The organism is Bowmanella denitrificans (assembly GCF_002887595.1).
GTDB lineage: Bacteria > Pseudomonadota > Gammaproteobacteria > Enterobacterales > Alteromonadaceae > Bowmanella > Bowmanella denitrificans.
Genome location: NZ_PEBU01000005.1, coordinates 147,148 through 167,183, shown reverse-complemented (window position 1 = coordinate 167,183; position 20,036 = coordinate 147,148). Strand labels below are relative to the sequence as shown.

General features: G+C 47.5%; 19 protein-coding genes. 12 read left to right on the top strand and 7 right to left on the bottom strand.

Annotation, left to right across the window (positions count from 1 at the left end):
* The first annotated feature begins 9 nt into the window (after positions 1-9).
* The 10 genes from CSR04_RS11335 (at position 10) to CSR04_RS11290 (ending at position 10,941) form a co-directional block, all read left to right on the top strand.
* On the top strand, positions 10-249 hold the full coding sequence (locus tag CSR04_RS11335; RefSeq protein WP_102796411.1) for a hypothetical protein: 240 nt from the start codon (positions 10-12) through the stop codon (positions 247-249).
* Positions 246-614: a hypothetical protein gene (locus tag CSR04_RS11330; RefSeq protein ID WP_216362552.1), complete on the top strand. Its 369-nt coding sequence runs from the start codon at positions 246-248 to the stop codon at positions 612-614. Before CSR04_RS11335 ends, CSR04_RS11330 begins: the two co-directional genes overlap by 4 nt.
* A gap of 68 nt (positions 615-682) precedes the next feature.
* The gene (locus CSR04_RS11325; protein WP_146027158.1) at positions 683-1,012 is read left to right on the top strand and encodes a hypothetical protein; all 330 of its coding nucleotides are present in this window, start codon (positions 683-685) and stop codon (positions 1,010-1,012) included.
* A 243-nt stretch (positions 1,013-1,255) separates the two neighbouring features.
* Entirely contained in the window at positions 1,256-2,092 is an 837-nt protein-coding gene (locus CSR04_RS11320; protein ID WP_102796409.1) for a hypothetical protein, read from the top strand.
* Between the two features lie 50 nt (positions 2,093-2,142).
* On the top strand, positions 2,143-2,877 hold the full coding sequence (locus CSR04_RS11315) for a hypothetical protein (RefSeq protein ID WP_102796408.1): 735 nt from the start codon (positions 2,143-2,145) through the stop codon (positions 2,875-2,877).
* A 23-nt stretch (positions 2,878-2,900) separates the two neighbouring features.
* The gene (locus tag CSR04_RS11310; protein WP_102796407.1) at positions 2,901-3,290 is read left to right on the top strand and encodes a hypothetical protein; all 390 of its coding nucleotides are present in this window, start codon (positions 2,901-2,903) and stop codon (positions 3,288-3,290) included.
* Between the two features lie 48 nt (positions 3,291-3,338).
* On the top strand, positions 3,339-5,684 hold the full coding sequence (locus CSR04_RS11305; RefSeq protein ID WP_146027157.1) for a hypothetical protein: 2,346 nt from the start codon (positions 3,339-3,341) through the stop codon (positions 5,682-5,684).
* Positions 5,685-5,756: 72 nt separating this feature from the next.
* Positions 5,757-10,160: an Ig-like domain-containing protein gene (locus CSR04_RS11300; RefSeq protein ID WP_102796405.1), complete on the top strand. Its 4,404-nt coding sequence runs from the start codon at positions 5,757-5,759 to the stop codon at positions 10,158-10,160.
* Positions 10,161-10,187: 27 nt separating this feature from the next.
* The gene (locus tag CSR04_RS11295) at positions 10,188-10,517 is read left to right on the top strand and encodes a hypothetical protein (RefSeq protein ID WP_102796404.1); all 330 of its coding nucleotides are present in this window, start codon (positions 10,188-10,190) and stop codon (positions 10,515-10,517) included.
* A 28-nt stretch (positions 10,518-10,545) separates the two neighbouring features.
* Complete coding sequence (locus CSR04_RS11290; protein ID WP_102796403.1) at positions 10,546-10,941, top strand: hypothetical protein; 396 nt, start codon at positions 10,546-10,548, stop codon at positions 10,939-10,941.
* Between the two features lie 185 nt (positions 10,942-11,126).
* On the opposite strand, the gene CSR04_RS11285 is transcribed toward CSR04_RS11290, so the two are convergent.
* From CSR04_RS11285 to CSR04_RS11260, 6 genes are all read right to left on the bottom strand, one after another.
* The gene (locus tag CSR04_RS11285; protein WP_102796402.1) at positions 11,127-11,483 is read right to left on the bottom strand and encodes a hypothetical protein; all 357 of its coding nucleotides are present in this window, start codon (positions 11,481-11,483) and stop codon (positions 11,127-11,129) included.
* Between the two features lie 13 nt (positions 11,484-11,496).
* A complete protein-coding gene (locus CSR04_RS11280) occupies positions 11,497-12,900 on the bottom strand; it encodes a hypothetical protein (RefSeq protein ID WP_102796401.1) in 1,404 nt (467 codons plus the stop codon).
* Positions 12,897-13,214 carry a hypothetical protein gene (locus CSR04_RS11275; protein WP_102796400.1) on the bottom strand — a complete coding sequence of 106 codons (318 nt, stop codon included), beginning with the start codon at positions 13,212-13,214 and terminating at the stop codon, positions 12,897-12,899. The genes CSR04_RS11280 and CSR04_RS11275 overlap by 4 nt, the downstream gene beginning before the upstream one ends.
* 46 nt (positions 13,215-13,260) lie before the next feature.
* Entirely contained in the window at positions 13,261-13,878 is a 618-nt protein-coding gene (locus CSR04_RS11270; RefSeq protein ID WP_102796399.1) for a hypothetical protein, read from the bottom strand.
* Between the two features lie 66 nt (positions 13,879-13,944).
* Positions 13,945-14,283 (bottom strand): hypothetical protein, encoded by a 339-nt coding sequence (locus CSR04_RS11265; protein WP_102796398.1) that lies wholly within the window; start codon positions 14,281-14,283, stop codon positions 13,945-13,947.
* A gap of 31 nt (positions 14,284-14,314) precedes the next feature.
* Positions 14,315-15,751, bottom strand: coding sequence for an Ig-like domain-containing protein (locus CSR04_RS11260; RefSeq protein ID WP_102796397.1), 1,437 nt, complete (start codon positions 15,749-15,751; stop codon positions 14,315-14,317).
* Positions 15,752-15,932: 181 nt separating this feature from the next.
* Between CSR04_RS11260 and CSR04_RS11255 the strand changes: the two genes are divergently transcribed.
* Together CSR04_RS11255 and CSR04_RS11250 are read left to right on the top strand one after the other, a co-directional pair.
* Positions 15,933-16,250, top strand: a complete 318-nt coding sequence (locus CSR04_RS11255) for a hypothetical protein (RefSeq protein WP_102796396.1) — start codon at positions 15,933-15,935, stop codon at positions 16,248-16,250.
* A gap of 455 nt (positions 16,251-16,705) precedes the next feature.
* A complete protein-coding gene (locus CSR04_RS11250) occupies positions 16,706-18,583 on the top strand; it encodes a hypothetical protein (RefSeq protein WP_146027156.1) in 1,878 nt (625 codons plus the stop codon).
* A gap of 191 nt (positions 18,584-18,774) precedes the next feature.
* Here the strand turns inward: CSR04_RS11250 and CSR04_RS11245 are convergent, their stop codons facing one another.
* Positions 18,775-19,977: an anhydro-N-acetylmuramic acid kinase gene (locus CSR04_RS11245; RefSeq protein ID WP_102796394.1), complete on the bottom strand. Its 1,203-nt coding sequence runs from the start codon at positions 19,975-19,977 to the stop codon at positions 18,775-18,777.
* Positions 19,978-20,036: the final 59 nt, after the last annotated feature.

Genomic DNA, 20,036 nt, shown 5'->3' with positions numbered 1-20,036 from the left:
ATTAACTTAATGATTAGAAATATTATTGGCTCTATTTTACTGCTGTTGACATCTTTATCTTGTTTAGCGGGCTGTGCGGTTAATACTCATTACTGGGTGATAAAGGACGAAAATTCAACCGCGGGTAAATCGCAGTTTTCTATGCTAATGGCAGCTTATGCGGCAGGGAAGACCGTTAGAATAATAGGGAATAACACTTGCACACGTTGGGCCGATGGCGAAGACATTTTGGAAGTGTATTTAAAATGAAAAGATTATCTAAATTACTGACAACCTGGATGTTGCTGATGAGTTCCCCGCTTTATGCAGGTACAGTCATATGTTCAGGAAAAGTGGAGCAGTTGGCCTATCATGCAGATAATTCTTTTATGATTAAATTAGATAGCATGAATGTGCCGGTGTTTTTCTGCAGTCCAGAAATAGAATGGGCTGTGGTCGGAACTGAGTATAAAACAGGGCCGGAAACTTGTAAGTTATTGTACGCTAGCTTTCTGTCAGCTAAATCTTCTGGGGCTATTCTGAAAACTATCTACTTTGACGGTGGCGATGTTCCGGAGCGTTGCGATGGCTGGGGAGATTGGAAGAGAGCAAATATTCGTTATTTTAATTTTTAATATAGGGTTTGCTGATAAGTCATGGCAAAATATGGGCCGGTAAACAGCCAGCAGGAATAGGTGGTGCAGTGAGCGTTAGTAAATTTATGTTGGTCTTAGGTATATACACCTTGGGTTTGGTTGGCCAGGTGCAGGCCGATGTGCTGTGCCCGGCTGGCAAAGTTAATATGCTTTATCGAACCGAAGAAAGAGCTTTTATTCAGATTGAGGGGCAGGGATGGCAGTTATTGGGTTTCGCCAATGATGAACAAACGCCAACCAAAATGATGATTGCGCAGAATGCCAAGCAAAGGGGCGAGTCGGTGCAATTAAGTTTTGCCGATGGTTATGATTGTCTGACCTATGATGACAACAATGCAGCCCTGCAGATTCAGGTTCTGGAACGTGAAACTTTCTGAACCAGGAAGATATATTCCAAATGGTAAGGAAGTTTTCATGGCAGGAAAGTAAGCCCTTTCGTTACAACCAATGAATAACCACTGGCCCTTGTGTGTGGTTGAAAAATTGTCTGTATTTGGCAGCTAATATTGGTTGAATGTGGCTCAATCCCAGCCAATTTATTGCCACAGCTTCTTTGTTTTATCTGAGGGAGGGGTTTTTCGATGGGAAGTTTCCCTCCTCGATACTTTTAAGGACAAATAGTGAATCAACGTTTTGTGGTGGCCATGATGGCTGCGTGTGGAGTTGTGACCTACCCAGTAGCTAACGCTGCGGGTACCCTGGATTACCTGAAAGTAGATGGCACAGTAGTGCAGTTTTCTACAACCGAGCCCAAGCCCGCAATCCCTTCCTTAGCCTGTGTAGCTGACAATATGGCGCAAAACTGGTCGGTGTCGTTAAGTAACGAGTCGGGCCGGGCAATTTACTCACTGATTGTTACCGCTATGTCCAAGGAATTGGCATTGGACATTGTGAGTGCGGGTGATTGTGGTGATAAAGACGGTTTGGAACGGGCTGGTGAAGTCAGCATTGCCTCTCTAGCTGTCGACAATAGCAAGACGGCTGTTGAGTGGGCTGGGTATACGGACGCTACTCCGGGTAATTTTGCTCGACGAGTTAATACTCAGCCCATAAAAGGTGCGGTATTGGCGGCCACGCAAGTCTGTCATGCTAAATACCCAGGTGCCAGAGTTATGCTTTGGGACGACTATGTTGCATTAGGGCCACAGTACCCAAGTACAGAATCCATTTGGTTTATTGATGCAGTGCAAAACGTTAATTTTGCTATGGCACAGGGTAGTCAAAGTGGTTCGATTTCTGCGCACTCCAATATTTTCTATAAGAATGGTCAGGTATCACAATTTAATAATGATCGTGGGCATGGAAGCATTTATAACAGAAAAGAGTTTACTCGATACGCTAGCTGCTCTGAGTGGGGGGACGGTACAAGCGTATCATCTGGCACTGTATTGACTAGTTTGGGCCGATTTGGCTCCGACTCTTGCCAGAACGCTCAGAAGATAGCGTGCGTAAAATAGCCGGTCAATTCAGCGAAGTGTTTGGTTCATCAATTTAAAGGAATAACAGGATGAGATTGCATGGATTTATAGTTGGCTTGTTGTTATTTAGCCCCGTTGCCTTGGCGGGCGGCAAATTAATTGATTTGCAGATCGATAAAGAGGTGGTGATATTTTCCACTACGCAGATCAAGCCGCTGCCCAACCTGGCTTGTGTCGCCAATGATGCTGCAGATAAATGGACAGCCTCACTTAAAACTGAATCAGGGCGCGCCATCTATTCTCTGTTGGTCACTGCGTTGTCTAAAAATCTGGCGCTGGAAGTTAGCGGCGCCGGAGACTGTGCTGATAAAGACGGAATTGAGCGATCTGAAGGGGTAAAGTTGGGAATATCGGAAGTGCCTGTCAGCAAAGGTAATAGTGTCGGAATCTATAAAAGTGATGGCATTACTCGAATAGGCACTGTCGTAGGCTTTGTTGAAACATCACGAAAGACCAAATGGTATTATGTGGATGGTCAGCTCGCGATGGATACTAAATCTTATGTCAGAGAGTCAGGCCCCAGCACTTTATATTATTCTGAGGCAAATTGTTCTGGTGAGATATTGCTGCGGTCCAGCGGTGTTCAATTCCTGAATGGTAGATATGTAAAGGGTGATACTAATCGCATCTTTGACGCTAATCGTTCAGAACGTAGGCCTAATGGGTGTTTTAACACTTCCAGTACTCTGCCTCACTACCCTGTCATTGATGGAGTACATCCGGTTTGCGGGGCTTCGCCGTGCTTAGTCAAAGAAGATCAATAGACTGAGTATAAGGATAAAACAATATGACTAAGCAGTTTCTATCGACAGTACTCGAGCGATATATCAGTAGAGATTATGAAATATCAAAGCTTCTGAAGTTGTTGGCAATATCAGCCTTAAGCTGCTTTTCACTAATATCATGGGCAGACGGAAGCAACCTGGCCAACCTCTCAATACAAGGCAATATCCTGACTGTCGAACAGCAGCATATCAGACAAACTCTGCCAACTTGTGTCGCAAATGGTAATGGTAAAAAGTGGGCAGTTGATTTAACCAATGATGCCGGGCAGGGCGCCTACGCCACCTTATTAGCCGCAGTAAACTTAAATAAACCTGTGCAAATTGAGGGTGATGGCCAATGCCATACGGTGCCAGGTATTGAGACCGCTGTCTCTGTTGTATTAACCAACTAAATTCAACTGAAGCCCCATTTGGCTGTTAGGACTACAAGGATGTTTATTGTGTTTAAAGTACTTGGGTATGTTCTTTTAATTGGTGTGCTTTTCTTTGCCGCCTTGCCTGCTCGGGCAGACAGCTGGTTGCCGAATATGGTGCATTATATAAACGGCCAGGTAATTGCGCCGACTAATCTGGCAGCGCCCAACTGGGATGCGATGCCTGCGGAAACTACCACTGAACTTGCCACCCATTTGCGTTGGTCCGCTGTACCAGGTGCAAGCGTTTATGAGCTTTGGAGCAATGGTAGCAAAACCTTATTTTCAAACGCCGCAGCGGTGCTGCACTACACACAAGCCGGATTAAAACAGATAAAGGTAAGGGCCTGCCGCCAGGATGGTTGTGGGGCGTTTTCTGAGCTGGCCCAGATTAATGTCGCTACCCTGATGACATCCAAAATCACTAATGCAAATGGGCAAGCCTTGTTGTTTGACGGCGATGAGGTCTTAATTGGTTTGAACCTGGCCGACATTCAAGGTGATAGCCTGGTGGAGTACAGCCTGGACGGCATTAGCTGGCACACCGCCATACAAGAAAATGGGCAATACCAAATCGGCTTGGGGAGCCTTGGCTCTAATGCTTACAGTTTGAAGTTAAAAGTGGCCGGGCAAGATGTCAGCCCTTTACAGTTTGTGGTAGCGGGGCAGCCCAGCCTGGAAGTGTATGAGCTGTCGGTATCCAATTGGGATGACCCCATTCAGCCTTTTAATCAAGCGGTTAGTACCCCGCTGGGCGGCAAGTTTGTGCTGCACTGGCAACCTTCGCCAGTGGTAGCAGAGGCACCGATAGGCTATTACCGTGTATATAGAAATGGCCAGCCCCGTGGCGTTCATTTCGGTGTGGCAGGTTATTTGAAACATAAGTATCAGGATAATGCCTTTCATGTGGATTACAGCCTGGACGAGGTCGGTAAGATGACCTTTAGCGTGCGTGCTTGTAATCGTATGGGGGAGCAATTTAATGATGAAGTGGATTGCGGACCAGCAGCACAGGTTTGGGTATACTCGGGCCTGGATATTGGTAGCCCGGTAGCCCCCTCTATGCCTGTGAGTATGTTTGCAGCAAGTAAATACGGGCAGCCCATTGACGACAGTTTGGATGAGATCACTGTAGAACCCGGCGAAACCTTCTACCTACACTGGGCCACTTCCAACGAAGTTGAGCCACCTACCAGAGGCTTTTATCGTATTGTAAAAAATGGCCGATCTGGTGGTTTTGTGTTCGGCACCGTCCCTTACTTAAAGCGCCGTTTTAATGATGATTTGTTTCATGTTGACAGAGCTCTGGATGAACCAGGCGACTATGTCTACGGTATTCGCCCTTGCAACCGAATTGATGAAATTGACGGCGTACCCGCTCAGGAAGAGTGCGGTCCGGTAAGCCGCACGGTGAAAGTAAAGGTGGCGTCTGCAGAGCCTGAGTTAGATATTCAACACACTGGCACCTTACAATCGCGCCAGGTATGGGATACAGACAATTTTACCGTACAGGTTCAGCATACCGGTGGCGCGGCCGTGCAAAGTCTGGCGGTTAGCCTGGACGGCACAACCTGGGTTAATCTCAATCAGGTAGGTGGAGAATACAGTCACAGCTTTCAGCGGTTAGTCCCAGGTAACTATCAACTGTATGTTCGGGCAAATAACAAAGTGCTCACACCGCTTGCCTTTGATGTTATTCGGTATCCCACTCAACGCCCCGCGCAAGCTGTTAGCGCACTGAGTATTTCTTTATGGGATGGACCCGTGGGTGCTGCTAAGTCGGTGCAGGCTAATCTCGGTGACAAAGTTGTATTGCACTGGCGTGGCTCAACCCAGGTTGCGCCGCAACCCTATGGTTATTACCAATTGATGGCAGACAATGGCACTGAGACAATTATCGTTGCCACTGCCCCGCAACTGCAGCAAAAGTATCAGGATGATCTGTTTCATTTTGACAAGTTGGTTGTCGGTAGTGGTCGCTTAAGCTATCAGATTGCCGCCTGTAACAGATTGGCGGAGGTTCGTAACCCGCTTGCTGATTGTGGGCCGGGTTCCGAGGCGATTGTCTTTGCAGATATGCATGACAGTATGGGGGTTCGGTGGGCGTCTGCGCACATAGTGGTTGGTGAAACGGTTGATTTGCATTGGAATGCTGAGCAAATTAGCCGCTGTGAACCCACCACGCCTAATGATGCCATCAAAATTGCCCCGAACGGCCAGGTGTCGGCGCGTTTCTTTCGCCCCTCGCCAAATATCACTACAGGTTGGCGTTGCTATAACCTGGCTGGTGAAGATATGGGGGAGTTCTCTGTAACCTTGAGCGTGGAAAAACTGCTCGCGCCACAAAGTCTGCGCAAGCAGAGAGTAAATTGAGCATTGCATTTGTAGCATGACAAGCAAGTTCGTTTGGTCGGCAGTATTTAATTGACTAATTGGAAACAACGAATGAAGTACAAGGTTAAGGAACGACGTATTGCGCGAAAAATTGCCTTTGCCGCGTTATATGCACTAGGTCTATTAAGCTCGGCGATGAGTGCCGCACAAACCCTGAATACCCTGGTTGTTGATACTTATCAGGGCAATGCTGCTGCCACCGACGCCAATAACATATTGAACCCTGTTAATGCCGGTATCAATCTGGCCGGCGACGGCGGGCTGGTGATGGTGAAGTCCCCGGTCAACGATTCGGGCTTCTATTGGCTGGATACTGAGCGTGGGGCCGGGGTGTCGCTGAATAGCACCGCTGCCATGGCCGAACAGGTGCAGAGTAGTTTTGCTGAATTTACTGAGCGGGGATTCGTCCTGCAGGGGACCAGCGCCCATTGGAATCGCCTGGGCAGTGAATACCCTTATATTGCTTTGGCTAAAAAGCCTGGGGTGCTGGATATTATTACCTATACCGGTGATGGTGCAGCGTCGCGCGAAATTCCCCACCAGTTGAATGCCGACGTCGGCATGATAATTGTTAAAGCGCTGGATATGAATAATGGTGGGGCGGTTTGGCATCGCTCATTATCCAGCACCAATGAATTTAAGTCGTTAAACCTGTTTGGTTTTGGTGACACTAACCCTGCCGCCGCTGGTGCATGGTGGGGCAATAAGCAACCTAGTGCGTCTGCACTATATGTAGGCAACAGTGTTGGTACCAATACGGCGGGCGCTCGCTATGTAGCCTATGTGTTCGCCGACAGTCCGGATGATGGCATTGTGGTAGGCCATTATGTGGGGAACAGCACCGATGGTGTGTTAGCACAACTGCCCTGGCAGCCTGATGCTTTTATTCTTAAGCCGCTTAATACCCAACTGGCAACAAATTGGACGTTGTGGAGCCCGCGTTTTGGTGACCGGCGATACGGCATGCTGGACCTCGCCTGGGCCGGGTTGCCCACCTCAGCAGGCAGCAGTATGTTGCTTAACGAGGCCGGTGAACTGGTTAAGACCAGTCTGGCCAGTGGCCACAATATCACCTGGAATGAAAGTGGTAAGCAATACTTGTATGTGGCGATCAAAAATATGCCGGAAGCATTGCCGCCGGACCCCAACACATTAGCCATTACTCCGGATGTATTTACCTTAACAAACAAAGCCGCCACGCTACTGGATGTCCTACACAATGATAGCGGAGCCACACAATCGGGCCTGTATTTTAAGGTGCCATCCTTGTCAGCCGCTGGCGCTGCGCTGAGTATAGAAAACAACCAGGTTCACTACACTCCACCGCAAGCGGATATTGCTACCGATTCTTTTGACTACCGCATAGAAGACAATCAGGGCAATGTACTGGCCAAGGCTACGGCGTTTATCAAACTGCCGGTCGCCAACCCCTCTAATTTTGCCATTGTGCCTTACATTGGTAACGGCGGGGTGAACAACATTAATGCAGGTCTTAATCTGGCTCAGGGTGGTTTGGTGATGATAAAGCACCTTAACCCCAATGTGTCTGATCAGTGGTATTGGTTTGATACGGCCAGGGGGCCAGGGCGATTTTTTACCAGTGATGGTATAAACGAAGGCACAAGTCTAAGCTTTTCAGCCTTTACCAGTAGTGGCTTTGAACTCAATGGCAGTGCTATTGACATCAATAAGCCCGGTGAGTTGTATGTGGCACTGGTATTTAAGGAAGAAGCCGGTTTTTTTGATATCACCACCTACCCAGGTAACAACATTAATTCTACAGCGATTTCGCATCGCCTGGATGCCGAGGTCGGCATGCTTATCTTAAAGCCCATTAATCATCCCAATTCTGCCTGGACCTGGCATAGTGCGGGCAGTATGTCGGGGGCCAGTTATGGCATACCAGGGGATATTCCGGGCACCATCTTTGGCTTGATGGGTATTGGTGGCATGGAAGTCAGGGAAACCAATGTTGATATCTTTAACTTCAAAAAACCTGCCACTAACCGCTTCTGGGTTGGTAACTCTGTATACAACAATGGGCAAGGGGTGAATTATATCGCCTATGCTTTTGCCCAAAATCCTGCTGCCGGGCTGTTTTTTGGTGACTATCAGGGGCAAGGAACGTCTGGGACGTTGGCGAATTTGCCCTGGCGCAGTGACTTACTGGTGCGTAAAGCCAAACATGGTGTGAAGCATTGGGGGGCTAATTTGTTTGCCCTGGGGGCAGATAAGGAAATTGGCTTTAGCTCCAATAGCCCTGGTTGGCAAAATACCCACAATAACGGAGAAGCGCAGCAATGGCAGACCGAGCTGACAGAAAACGGCCAAGTTATCAGCCACCTGCAGGGTAGCAATGCTGAGATTAACGGCTGGAACGGGCCGAATGTGACTTACTTTACGATGGCGTTTTCCGAGGTGAAACATGCCGATATTGCCCCGGTACTGCCAGTCAATCAGTATGCCATGCATGATAACTACAGTGTTGCTGGAGGAGAACTCTCGGGGTTGTCAGTAATGGATAATGACCTTGACAGCGCCGGTTTTCATATTATTTCTGTTCATTCATCAGATAATGCCAATGTACACGCCTATCTAAACCAAAATTTAATAGGTTACACACCCGCTGACGGTTTTTGCGGCCAAGATTACTTTACCTACACCCTAGCTAATGGTGAAAATGCCATTGAAACCGCTACGGTGACCGTGAATGTTGATTGCTCAGGAAGTAACAAACGCCCAGTAGCCAATAATGACGAAATTTATCTGCTGCAAGGGCAGGACGCCACTGTCAATGTGCTTGCTAATGACACGGATCCTGAGAATGCAGCACTTAGGGTAATGGCAATCAACGTACCGTCTAATAGCACAGTAAAAGGTAGTTTGCATATCAATGCTGATAATTCACTGAGTTATATCGCCGATAAAACGGATAGCAGCACAGATGCCTACACCGATGAATTTACTTACGTTGTCCAGGATGACCTAAAGCAAAACAGCTGGGCCTTCGTGCGTATTCATGTTGTTCCCAGGCAAGGGCCGCCATCTGCCAATGACGATCAATTTACCGTTGCCAGTGGCGACAGTTCGGCACTGGACCTGTTAACTAACGATGTTTCCCCCAGCGGCGCCTCCTGGCGGATAAGTTCGGTAACGCCCTCAGCTAATGCCAGCCTGGTGATTTATTTACCTGAGGCGCGCCTGCTGAGGTACGCACCGAATAGTGCGTTTTGTGGCCGGGATACCTTCTCTTACACCGTCGACGACGGCCTGGGCTTGCAAAAAACAGCCAATGTGGTGGTCTATGTGAATTGCGGGGCCGGTAACGCCAAGCCGACCGCTAATGACGACTATGTTGAGGTGAATGCTAAGCAAGACTTGCTGTTGGATCTGTTAGCCAACGACACCGACCCGGAAGAACAACCGCTTAAAATTCTGAGTGTTAAAGTCGAAGAAGGGCAGTCAGCCAAAGGTGCACTAAGGCTAAACCCGGACAATAGCGTAACGTACCTCGGGGCAAAAGATTACCGCTCCGCCAACCCCTATACCGATGTGTTTATTTATGTGATTGCCGATTCGGTTAACCAGACCAGTTGGGGTAAGGTCAATGTTTTGGTACTGCCGGTGAATGAAGCACCGGTTGCTCAACATGACCGCGCAGAAGGGCAGGAAGACTCGCCGCTGGTGATTAATGTACTGGCCAATGACAGCGACCCGGATGGAGATGCCTTAACACTGGTTGATGTTTCCACACCCGCCCATGGCCAGATTAGCATTGGCCCAGATAAACAGATTACCTATCAGCCCAAGCCCAATTTCTTTGGAGAGGACCACTTTACCTATCGGGTCAGTGACGGCGAGCTGCTTTCTGCCCCTGCCACCGTGACAATCAGTGTGGCACCGGTGAATGATGCACCTGTGGCGATGAACGATAGCTATACTACCGGGCAAAACCTGCCGGTTACCTTGCTGGTTTTGCAAAATGATACCGATGCAGACAATGATGCGCTGACGCTAACCTTATTGTCACAACCTCAACTTGGTACCTTACTGCAACAGCCTGATCAGCGTTTATTGTATACACCTAATCAGGATGTGTGCGGTGCTGACAGTTTTGAATACTCGGTGTCGGATCAGGTTGCTGAGTCGGCATCAGCCACAGTGAGTATCAATATTCATTGCAGTGGCAGCACACAATTAAATTGGCAGAGTGCTGGTGACGACGTGACTCAAATTAGAGTGGGACAGGCGATAACCTTGCAATGGCACTTCCCTGATGCGGCTGAGTGTCAGTCAGATTTTACCGACAGTACCAGTAATCAAGGCAGTGAGAGCCGGGTGTTTTATACACCGGGGCAGTATCAGTTCAACTTTTCCTGTGCTGGTATGGTGTATAGCACGCCACTGTTAGAAGTGAGTAAGTTGTCATCCCCACAAGGGCTTCGTAGAAATTAATAGATCTGATTAAAGAAGGAATAGACTGTGAAAAAGTTTGTATTGGTTTCGCTGTTGCTTGCCCCACTGGCGATGGCCAGCAGTGTTAACCCAACCAAGATCACTAAGGTGCTGGTGGGGCCGGATTATGGCACTAAGGTATTTATTACCGTCAGTACCAAACCCAGTGCTGTGCCAGCATGCCAAACTGGTAACATCTATGACTTTGTCTTCGACGGTGCCACCGACACCGGCAAGCTAACGCTGAGTGTGGTGCTGGCGGCGTATACCGCCAAGCAAGATGTCTGGATAGGGGGTAAAGACAGCTGCCAGCTATATAGTAACGTTGAGGATTTGGCGCATATTGTGGCGTTGTAATTGCTTTTAGAATTAGTTTGGAAGCTCAATGAAAACAATAATGGTGTTCTTATTTTTAGCTGGATTTGTTCGTTTTGCCGATGCTGGATGTTTGGATCAAATCACGGCAAGTAAAAATATCTATTCTAAAATTCATGGGTTTTATATTGCAAGGGCTCATTATGGCGCAGAGCAAGTGCATTTTGTTATTTTGGATAAAGACACTTGTATGGCTTCAGCGCAAGGTGATACAGCATTGGCTGAAACTACCAAAAACCACTATTACCTTAGTTTTAAAGAGTCTGATCGTGCGCTGTATTCATTGCTATTGTCTGCCCAAGCCCAGCAAATTGAGCTGGAGTTTAGGATTGCCCCACCATTTTCTGGTAGTAACGCTAATTCAATTTCTTATGTGATTTTTCCTAAGAATGCGCGAGCACAGTAGTTCACTTGGTTGAATTCTGACAATTTTGGCATTTTTACAAGTGTATTTAAACTTGGATTAATTATCTGATTACATTAATGGTACATTGAAGTTTACTATTCTCGTAACAGGGTTGGTGCAGTAAGGGCTCTCACAGTTAATGGCAAACAAATATCAGTTAGTGCCACGCCATTGTTATCTTTGCACTATCCTGCCAAATCAATATATGCCAGCTGGTTGGCTTTGACACCCGCTTCGCCACTTATCTGTGTAGAGGTATTTACGCCAATATTAACTTTGATGCCTGTTGTTTTGGCTGCAAGTGCTATATTCAGAAATTGACTCATTAATGGATGGCTGATTTCAGTATGGGTCCACTCGTAGCCACCACATTTAGCGCTTAGCATAATAACCATATTGTTTTGAAAACCGAAGTTGTCATCTCTGTTTCTTTCTACCGCCACCCGTTTTACTTCAACGCCATAGCATTGGTAAAACTCTGCTTGAGTTACGGAAGAATAAAGTAGAGAAAAGGCAATGGATAAATACGGTAATGCTTTCATAGAATACTCTCGCTTAATGATTGGTGCTGTATGTGTTTTTAAAGTTGTCCGGCGCCGCCAGGCTATTAATCGACAAGGTGTGGTGTATTTCATATACACTCAGACCTTGTGCATTTTGACAATGCCAGCTGATGCTCTGGTTGCCAGTTGTATAGGTGGGGTTCAATGTTTTGACGCCGATATTTTCAAGCGTTTCGTTTTTTTCCGGAGAGGTACAGTTAATGCCTTGCGGAATTTGCCAGTATATTTCCGGGCGAGTACCCACTAACACTGATTTACTTTGCCATTCAATCATGTCTTTACCCAGCTTGGCCTGATCACCGATAAGGACTTCCAAGGTACCATCGTTGTTGCTGTCCAGGTATTTCACGCCGGTTAACTGTTTCAACTGTGAGTTGGCAGCGAGAAACTCCTGAAGATTCAAGTAGGTCTTTTTCCAGCCGGATGGCTGCTTACTCAGCTTAATGATGTCACCCATTTGATAAACTGGGATGATCAGGCTGCCAATGGAGGCAAACTTGCTGGCTCTGGATTTAAAAAACAGCGTATTTTCGCCCAGGTATAGCTGATATTGGTTTGCCTTCTGGCTATCGCTGAAGGGGGTGTCAATCCATTCAGCGGCCAACTTGTTCGGGCAAAGTACGGTGATGTTAATACTGGCGGGTTGAGAGACCTCTCCCTCGCTGTTTTTTACCCGGTATGCGAGATTATCGACAAATGCTTTATTGTTCTCACACGCATCTATTGTGCTTTGGTATTCTATGGCGAGCCCATTATCCATCAGACGACTGTTGCCGTAAGATGGCTGCTTCTCCAGACCGTCAATCATAAACGGCAGACCCTGAGGGTCGAAGTCATTGATTAACGGATGAATAGTAATGCGTTGGTTGAGGCCAATAACAATATTATCGACGTTGGCAAACAAGCGTTGCTGAACGCTACCAATATTCGACAGACCGAATTCTCCGCAGCCTTGTAACGCGCAATACTTTGCCCGAACCTGATATTCACCATCAGCTAACTGGCTGACTGCTGCGTTGTTGCCCGTACCGGTGTAAATGGTTTGCCATTGCGTGGCGGTGCTTGATGATAACCTGCTACTTAGTGTGCGGCTGCTTGGTTGTGCGATGGCCGCTAGTTTGGTTATTTCGACTTCAATAAAATGCTGGGATGGATTGGCCCACCTCACCTCAAAGCTGCCGTCGGCATCATGAGTTGGGATAGGTTGAATCTGAGGCGCTGTTAATACCGCAGTTGGCGGCTTTTCGGCTGAGTTTGACAGGATAAAGCCATTCACACTTTGTAGCCAGGTGAGGTTTTCTGCCGCCTGGCAGGGCAGCCCCAGTAAACAGCCATAGACCAGCCCCTGTTTAAGCCGGTTAATCATCTGGTTAAAGAAAGCCGGTGCCACGCTCATGGCATAATCCGTACAGTGGCGACACGCTCATAACCCGGCAATACGCCGCAATCATTGGCTGACACTACTTCAACTGGGTAGGGGGCAAGTGCTGCGCTGGTCAATTGTACATATAAGGCTTGGCCGCTGGGGCCATCTAAAGATGCTGACCATATCTGGCGATTGTTATCCTCAACACAGTTGGGCAGCACATGGGTTTTATTGCCTTGTGTTTTAAATAATATGCTGTTGCCTTGAATTTGTAATTCAACAATATAATCGGCCAGGCAGGCACGACTGAACACAAAAAACGCGATAACCAATATCCATTTCACCGGGAGACTGTCCTTGCAAGGTTGAAATTAAATCAGTGGGTAATGGTTATATTTCCACTTCTATTACACATTGAGCGGTTTCTTTTCTATCTGCCATATTAACATTCACACTGTGTCCTTCGACTCGGAATGATGTGCCGGTAACTAATGTGGCTGGTGCGTCACAGTAGCAGTCCCTGTTTTGGACCGACATGTAATTTCGATTGTTCAAAGATGGATTAGTCAGTGTTTTCAGAATCTGACAACCTGAAATATACTTATAAGGGTAACTGGGGTTGTCGTCGAAATACCTGATGCCATAAGCCACAGTTTGCAGGACTTTCCTTTTCGGCGCGCTGATAGGCGCGCTGGGTAATATTTTGATATTGCCAGGAGACTCGTAACCTTCAACCGCGCAATGGTTGGCCGATACTACACTTAGGGATGACTTGGTGGCCATTGCCGTCATTAATAACGCGTACATGGCTTTGTCGGATTCATTGGTCAGCCGAATAGCCCACTTATCTTTTAAATTGTCGGCCACGCATGCTGGCACCTGGCTGGTCTTTGCTTCATTGAGTGAAAAAACCACCAAATCTTCACTGACATCAAGTGATTGAACTGTTGCTGCTGCCAAAACCGGTTGGCTGATAAGCAGACTAATGGCAAGCCAGGATGCCTTCATTGACTACCTCAAACTAATTTATAAGTTAAAAGAGCGCGCTATATATTTGCAACGAAAATTAGGTGATTACTTCACCCAAATATGTCGTAATATTTCAACATCCCCAGAACACTCATCATAGCCTTGAATATTAACGGTTCTGTCGGCCATAAACGCCGCCATTATCAGGCCAGCATAGAATTTGCCATTTTCCGTTGATGTATCAACAATATAATCATGGTTTGGATTGTCACAATTCTGCACTTCATTTTGGATAGTGCCGGTCGAACGATTTACCTTGATATACATTATAGCGCCATAGTTTGGTCCGGCTAATAGGGTTTCAATTTTTCCTTCAAAAACGGAAATAGCATTGGCACTGGTCGATAATAATAACGCAGCAGAGAATAGTAGAGCCTTGTTCATTTTCTAATTCCTTTATTTAGGGGTGAAAATATTACTCTTTACGCAATATTGGTTTGGTTAAAGGTTTAACTTTTAACGTGACTTCCCTTGGCGCAAGGGCTGCCCCCTGACTGTTTTTGCACTGCCATTTGCTGATAATATCGCCGACGGCGTATGGAGTGAATAATTGCGTGCCGCTTAAGGGCGCTGAGCCATTAATGGCAGGGCCAGAAGCAATACAAGAGCTGGCATTAGTAAAGTTCCATAATAACCTTGCTTGCTGGCCAACGTGGATTTCAGAAGTTGCCCATTTTAACTCCCCTGTCAGGGTAGTACCGCCATTAACCACGGTGCGTGTAGTTGTAATCCTTGAGCCATCAGCCGGGTAGGGGTTGCCATTTAAATCTGTACATGCCCATTGTGTGGTATGAACCTCTGGCCGTGAATAGGTATAGGGGCCAGAAGTGCCGGATGGAGCCCTTTGAGTGGGGCTGCCATTTCCCGCGGTGTAAGCGTGGCAACTCTGCACATTTTCAATATTCCAGCGGAAGGTGGTTTCTTGCCCAACCGATACAATCGCCGGATCCCATTCAAATTGTTTTACTACAGGTGAGGGATTAGTGTTACCCAAAGTAATTATAACGACCCCGGTACTTTCTTGCCCATAGGTATCTACAATGCTGTATTGAAATGTATCGTAGTGTGGTCCCCCGGCGTAATGTAAATTGTGATTCGGGTCGAAGAAGTTAGGCGCTGCGGTATAGATTAGCCTGCCATTTTGCTGAAGGTTTATCAGCCCTCGATACGTGCCGTTATCAAACTGTCGGCCGTTAATTTCCACCGGACCACTTAAATATGTTAGAGGCTTAAGTTTTACAAAGCGAATAATGTCGTTGTCTTCATCTCTGTCATTGGCCAGTAAATCCAAACTGACTTGGCAATTAAGGCTTTGCGAGCCTTGGAGGTTGCAGGCTTGCTGATTCAAAGGCACAACCGCTCTATCAGTATTCGCTAATGGAGCACGGTTGCCAGGTGGGATATAGGGCGGCTTAATATCTACTATGACTTCGCTTGCCGAAGTATAGCGATACTCGGTATCAGTTGAACGAAACTTATACTTTAAACGGTAGAAGACACTGAATTGACCAACGTATCCTCCCTGGATCTGGAAATAGATAGCGTTGCCATTTGTTAACGAAAAGGCATTTCTTAACCCAGGAATCGTTGGGCCGGGAACTATTTCTATTTTAAACTCGGCTAACCCTTCTATCCCCGAGTCATTGGCCAGTACGTTGTGGCTAAATTCAAAATCTGCTGGCGTAGTGGTAAACCAGGTTGAATCAAGCTTGGTTTCCGGCGGAGTATCCTGTGGAATAAACACCACGATGTCGCCGACCATAATCGGTACATAGTTTTTGGCGTACGTTAGTGTTGTACACAAAATAAGCAAAGGTGCAGCAAACAAAGCTAAGCGGGCAGGCAAACGCATACAACGTCCTTGTAGTGAAATCTATGTAGACACTCTTTATAGAAGCATTCTATCGGTACAATGCTGGGATGTCACGGTTGTTTACCGGTTGCTTGTATCCTCGGAACTGACTACTTTACCGTGTTTTATGATTTCTCTTTGAAGTTGAGTTTTTGTGATGATGAAATTGAAATATTCTCTAATGCTTAGTTTTCTTCTTAGCTTTTCGGTGGTGGCTAATAGTGGCTGGTATGAAGGTAGGGTTGGCGATCTGGCCTCCGGTTATGATGGTAGTGCCATTGCATTTCGATTGTTCGAACTAACCGCCGAGAATACACAAATAGATTACAGTAAGTGCACCTGCAATCCATCCTGGCAGATGCTGTGCTTAAACCCGGCCAGAGCCAATGTGAACCGGGAGTTTTCGATGCTGTTATCTGCTTATAGTGCGGGTACTAACGTGAAAGTGGCCCTGGATACCTCCTGTAATGTGGTGGCGGTAACATTGCCGGTTAAGTAGCCGATCTTTGCTACTTTCCGGCAGTGTTATCAATCCGCCAAGCTAACCTTACCCATAGTTACAGTAGGAATACCTTCAGGGGTGTTGACGCTGGCCACACATTCATTGGTCAGCAGGGCAAACAATGCCGCTTCCCGGTCATCCGGCGACTCTGGTTAAGTGGCAATGTAGCGGTAGCCAAGGTCATCACCTTTAACTCATCACTGGCAAAACTGAATAGGCACGTTGTGGACGGATCTTGTCAGCTTCAGTTGGTGCAGAAAGTTAGCTAGCTATTCTCTATGTCATATACCTGCTGTAGTATCAATCTGCCTGCAAATGTTGTTTTGGGCAAATATGGACTGCAGTGAGCAATGGGCTAAGTCTCCCCAACGGGTTTCTTCACCCACGGCTTTGCTGCAACTTAATTTTCATGATGAAAAAAGTAGGGACCTGCCATGAAGAACTTCGGCGCTATGAAAGCACAAGTTATCTTACCCGCACTTCTGTTGTTATCTGGAAACGCTATAGGTATAGGTGTTAATCCAAAAGATGACCCTGCCAACGTCTACAAGTACTTAAAAGACGAAAGTGGGAATTGCGTTACCTATGTCAACGGATGCGGTGGAAACCATTCACTAACACAGTACGAAACGAGGGACGGCTTTTCTGGCTTTCCATATGGTCTACCGGCTACCTATTCAGCCAGTCAGACCGGCTTGGATTTGGATGGTACCTCCCCTAACGTTTCCAAGTATTCTGGCAATTTAGCCACCTATACCGCTAAGCATGCTCCCGTTGCCATTAGACATGGCGACTATACCTATTTTGTGTATTCCGGTAGTGCAACGTTATCCAGCGCGCCGACTACAGTTGCGTCTACGCATGGTGCGGGAAATGTCGGCGAAGTGACTACTACAGACAGGTTTAAATGGACCCTTGATGGCACCAAAAAGTCCAGTGCCCTGTCTATTTTTGTCAGCCGTGCCAAACATCAGACAAATGGCAACATTGTGGTAGAAAAGCCGGTTCTGATACATAGCAAATACACAGACGACCCACATGATAATGCGGTTATCGGTATTGATGGCAACGGATATTTATATGTATTAATTGCGGGGCGGTCGGCTAAAAGAGGCTCTTTTTTATATAAGAGTGTGAATTTGGCAAGCTCAACTAATGCGCTAGACTCCTTTATCGATATTTCTCCCGACAATGTTGATTACAGCGGCTGTCTTAATTTGCCTGCTGGTGTGCAAAATACCTCCACATACGGCTGCGATGGAAGTGGATCTTCTCCACAATACAGGGGCATCGCTTATCCAAAAATGTTTTGGATGAATGATCACTTTAGATTGGTGTATTCCGTCTATGGCAAGAGTGGTCGCAGAAACCTGTATACAGCCGAATTGCAAGTTAACGGAGCGAGTGCAGCAACTAAGGCCAAGATGAAGAACATCAGGGTGCTTTCTCACCATGCGCATTATGCTGTGGCAAATAAGGTTGGTAATAAAATTGTGGTGGCGTTCAATTACCACCCAGATGGCAGCATTGACAACAGAACGAATCTTTATGCCTTGTTGTTGGAAGGTAGCGTGTGGAAAAGATGGGAAGTGGGTAACACTAACCCGGTAGCTGCCAGTTTACCGATTAGCTATACAACGTCTTCGCAGTCAAACCCCTGGTTAAGTAATCTGGCAGTCAAAGAGTACCCTTCGACGCTTGAACGAGGTGTTTATGTTAAGGACGTGACGATGGTGAATGGTAAGCCATTAATCCTGTATGTTGGGGTGCTGGCGAAAAACCTTGGCAATGATACTCATGTGCCACATAAAGATCATGACCATTATCTGGCCCAGGCATATTGGAATGGCTCTGCATGGCAGATGGCCAGAATTTCAGACTCTGTTGATCACAACTATTCATCCGGCTCTTTCTATGTTCGGTCTTCCAACGATATCCGCGTGATTTATCCGCATACGCCTGACACTAAGAACAACATTCTTGCCGGAGGGCAAATGGTGTCAGTTCAGATTGTGCCTGGCAGTCCAGGCTATACAAACTTGGTTGCATTAACACCTTCATCAAGTGCAGTACCCGGTGCCCCGGGGTATCTGAACGGATTGTGTGAATATAATTATGCGAGACCGGTTTACAACCCACATCCTGATGGACAATTTGTGGCACTGTTTTCCGGGGGGAATCCAGCACAGTATGAAGGAACGCCACAACTGGCCCATGCACCGCTGTTTGTTTCCGGCAGCCATGCTAAAGCCCTGGCTAAACGATTGCCTATGAGCGGAATGGGCAGCGGATGGAATGGGTTACAGACAAATCTAGGATGTACACCTTAAATCGGTGACTACCGTTCGATCTATGTAGTGAAGTCGCCAGCCTGCAACCTGATGTGATGAGCCATCGGCAGGCTCGGCGTCGCCCGATAGGGGGCTTAACATAGTGTTAATCGCAGTATGGCTATGCCCCTCTGTCTGGCAGGGGGAACAGTATGTTCCCCCAATTTACCTTATTGTGCTCAGCAAGTTACTCAATCAGCAAAGCTAACCTTACCCATGGTGACAGTAGGAATGCCTTCACGGGCATTTCCGAACTGGGCTTTGCCGCCGGCCACACATTCGTTGGCTAACAGGGCAAACAGCACCGCTTCTTTGGCGTCCGGGTTGATGCCCAGCTCACTAGTGGAATGCACCTGAACCTGGGGCAACTGGCTGCGGATATTGTCCATTAACAGCGGGTTGTGTACGCCACCACCACTGCCGTACAGGTGGTATTCCCCTAGTTGCCCGGCGCAGCGGTTCAGCGCATCCACTATCATATCGGCAGAAAAGCGATTCAGGGTGGCCATCACATCTTCATGGCTGAGGCTTTGGGTATTGCTTTGCTGCTGGGCGCGGGCCAGATAGGCCAGGTTAAACAGCTCTGGTCCGGTGGTTTTTGGGAAGCCCTGGGCAAAGAAGGCATGGTCTTTCAGGGCGCTGAGCAATGTGGGGTGAATCACACCGGCGCGGGCAATGGCCGCATCGGCGTCATAGGTTTGTGGCGCAAAATGTTTTTGCACATAAGCGTCCATTAGGGTGTTACCTGTGCCTACATCGGTACTGAATACGGCCTGGGCGTCGAGGCTGGCGGGCAGGAAGGTAAAATTGGCGATACCGCCCATATTCAGCATCACGCGATTCTGGGTGGCGCTGGCAAAGATCAGATAATCACCGTACACCGCCAGCGGTGCACCTTCGCCACCCGCAGCAATATGTTTCTGACGAAAATCGCTTAAGGTAATAATGCCGGTTTTCACCGCCAGGTGGTCGCCGTCACCAATTTGCAGGGTGGCGTTAGGCATGGCGTTGATGCCGTGCAGTGAACGTGGGGCGTGGAAGATGGTCTGGCCATGGCTGGCCACCAAATCAACGTCCTCTGGCCGGATATGCCACTTGGCCAGGCACTGCAGCACCATGTCACCATGCAGGGTACCAATCCAGGGATTGAGCAGGCAGACCTGCTGCAGGTCCACATCACGCCGGGAAAAGATATCCCGAATGCGACTACGGTATATGCCGTCATACTCAACGGTGCAGAATTGCAGCAATTCCACCTGGCTTTGCAAACCATCACCGCTGATTTTGCACAAGGCAACATCCAATCCATCCAGGGATGTACCACTCATCAGGCCGATAATCAGTCGCTCAGATTTGGCTGAAATGTCGTGAAGTTTCTCGATATGCCTGTGCATTGACGCTCTCCTGCTGGAAATTGGTATTATCTGCCCGCCAGCACAGCATAACGCAGTTT

What these genes read in the sequence shown, in the direction of transcription:
- CSR04_RS11265 (WP_102796398.1), bottom strand. Translation starts at nt 14,283, where the DNA reads ATGAACAAGGCTCTACTATTCTCTGCTGCGTTATTATTATCGACCAGT.
- CSR04_RS11290 (WP_102796403.1), top strand. Translation starts at nt 10,546, where the DNA reads ATGAAAACAATAATGGTGTTCTTATTTTTAGCTGGATTTGTTCGTTTT.
- CSR04_RS11300 (WP_102796405.1), top strand. Translation starts at nt 5,757, where the DNA reads ATGAAGTACAAGGTTAAGGAACGACGTATTGCGCGAAAAATTGCCTTT.
- CSR04_RS11285 (WP_102796402.1), bottom strand. Translation starts at nt 11,483, where the DNA reads ATGAAAGCATTACCGTATTTATCCATTGCCTTTTCTCTACTTTATTCT.
- CSR04_RS11260 (WP_102796397.1), bottom strand. Translation starts at nt 15,751, where the DNA reads ATGCGTTTGCCTGCCCGCTTAGCTTTGTTTGCTGCACCTTTGCTTATT.
- CSR04_RS11335 (WP_102796411.1), top strand. Translation starts at nt 10, where the DNA reads ATGATTAGAAATATTATTGGCTCTATTTTACTGCTGTTGACATCTTTA.
- CSR04_RS11250 (WP_146027156.1), top strand. Translation starts at nt 16,706, where the DNA reads ATGAAAGCACAAGTTATCTTACCCGCACTTCTGTTGTTATCTGGAAAC.
- CSR04_RS11315 (WP_102796408.1), top strand. Translation starts at nt 2,143, where the DNA reads ATGAGATTGCATGGATTTATAGTTGGCTTGTTGTTATTTAGCCCCGTT.
- CSR04_RS11310 (WP_102796407.1), top strand. Translation starts at nt 2,901, where the DNA reads ATGACTAAGCAGTTTCTATCGACAGTACTCGAGCGATATATCAGTAGA.
- CSR04_RS11330 (WP_216362552.1), top strand. Translation starts at nt 246, where the DNA reads ATGAAAAGATTATCTAAATTACTGACAACCTGGATGTTGCTGATGAGT.
- CSR04_RS11280 (WP_102796401.1), bottom strand. Translation starts at nt 12,900, where the DNA reads ATGAGCGTGGCACCGGCTTTCTTTAACCAGATGATTAACCGGCTTAAA.
- CSR04_RS11255 (WP_102796396.1), top strand. Translation starts at nt 15,933, where the DNA reads ATGCTTAGTTTTCTTCTTAGCTTTTCGGTGGTGGCTAATAGTGGCTGG.
- CSR04_RS11270 (WP_102796399.1), bottom strand. Translation starts at nt 13,878, where the DNA reads ATGAAGGCATCCTGGCTTGCCATTAGTCTGCTTATCAGCCAACCGGTT.
- CSR04_RS11245 (WP_102796394.1), bottom strand. Translation starts at nt 19,977, where the DNA reads ATGCACAGGCATATCGAGAAACTTCACGACATTTCAGCCAAATCTGAG.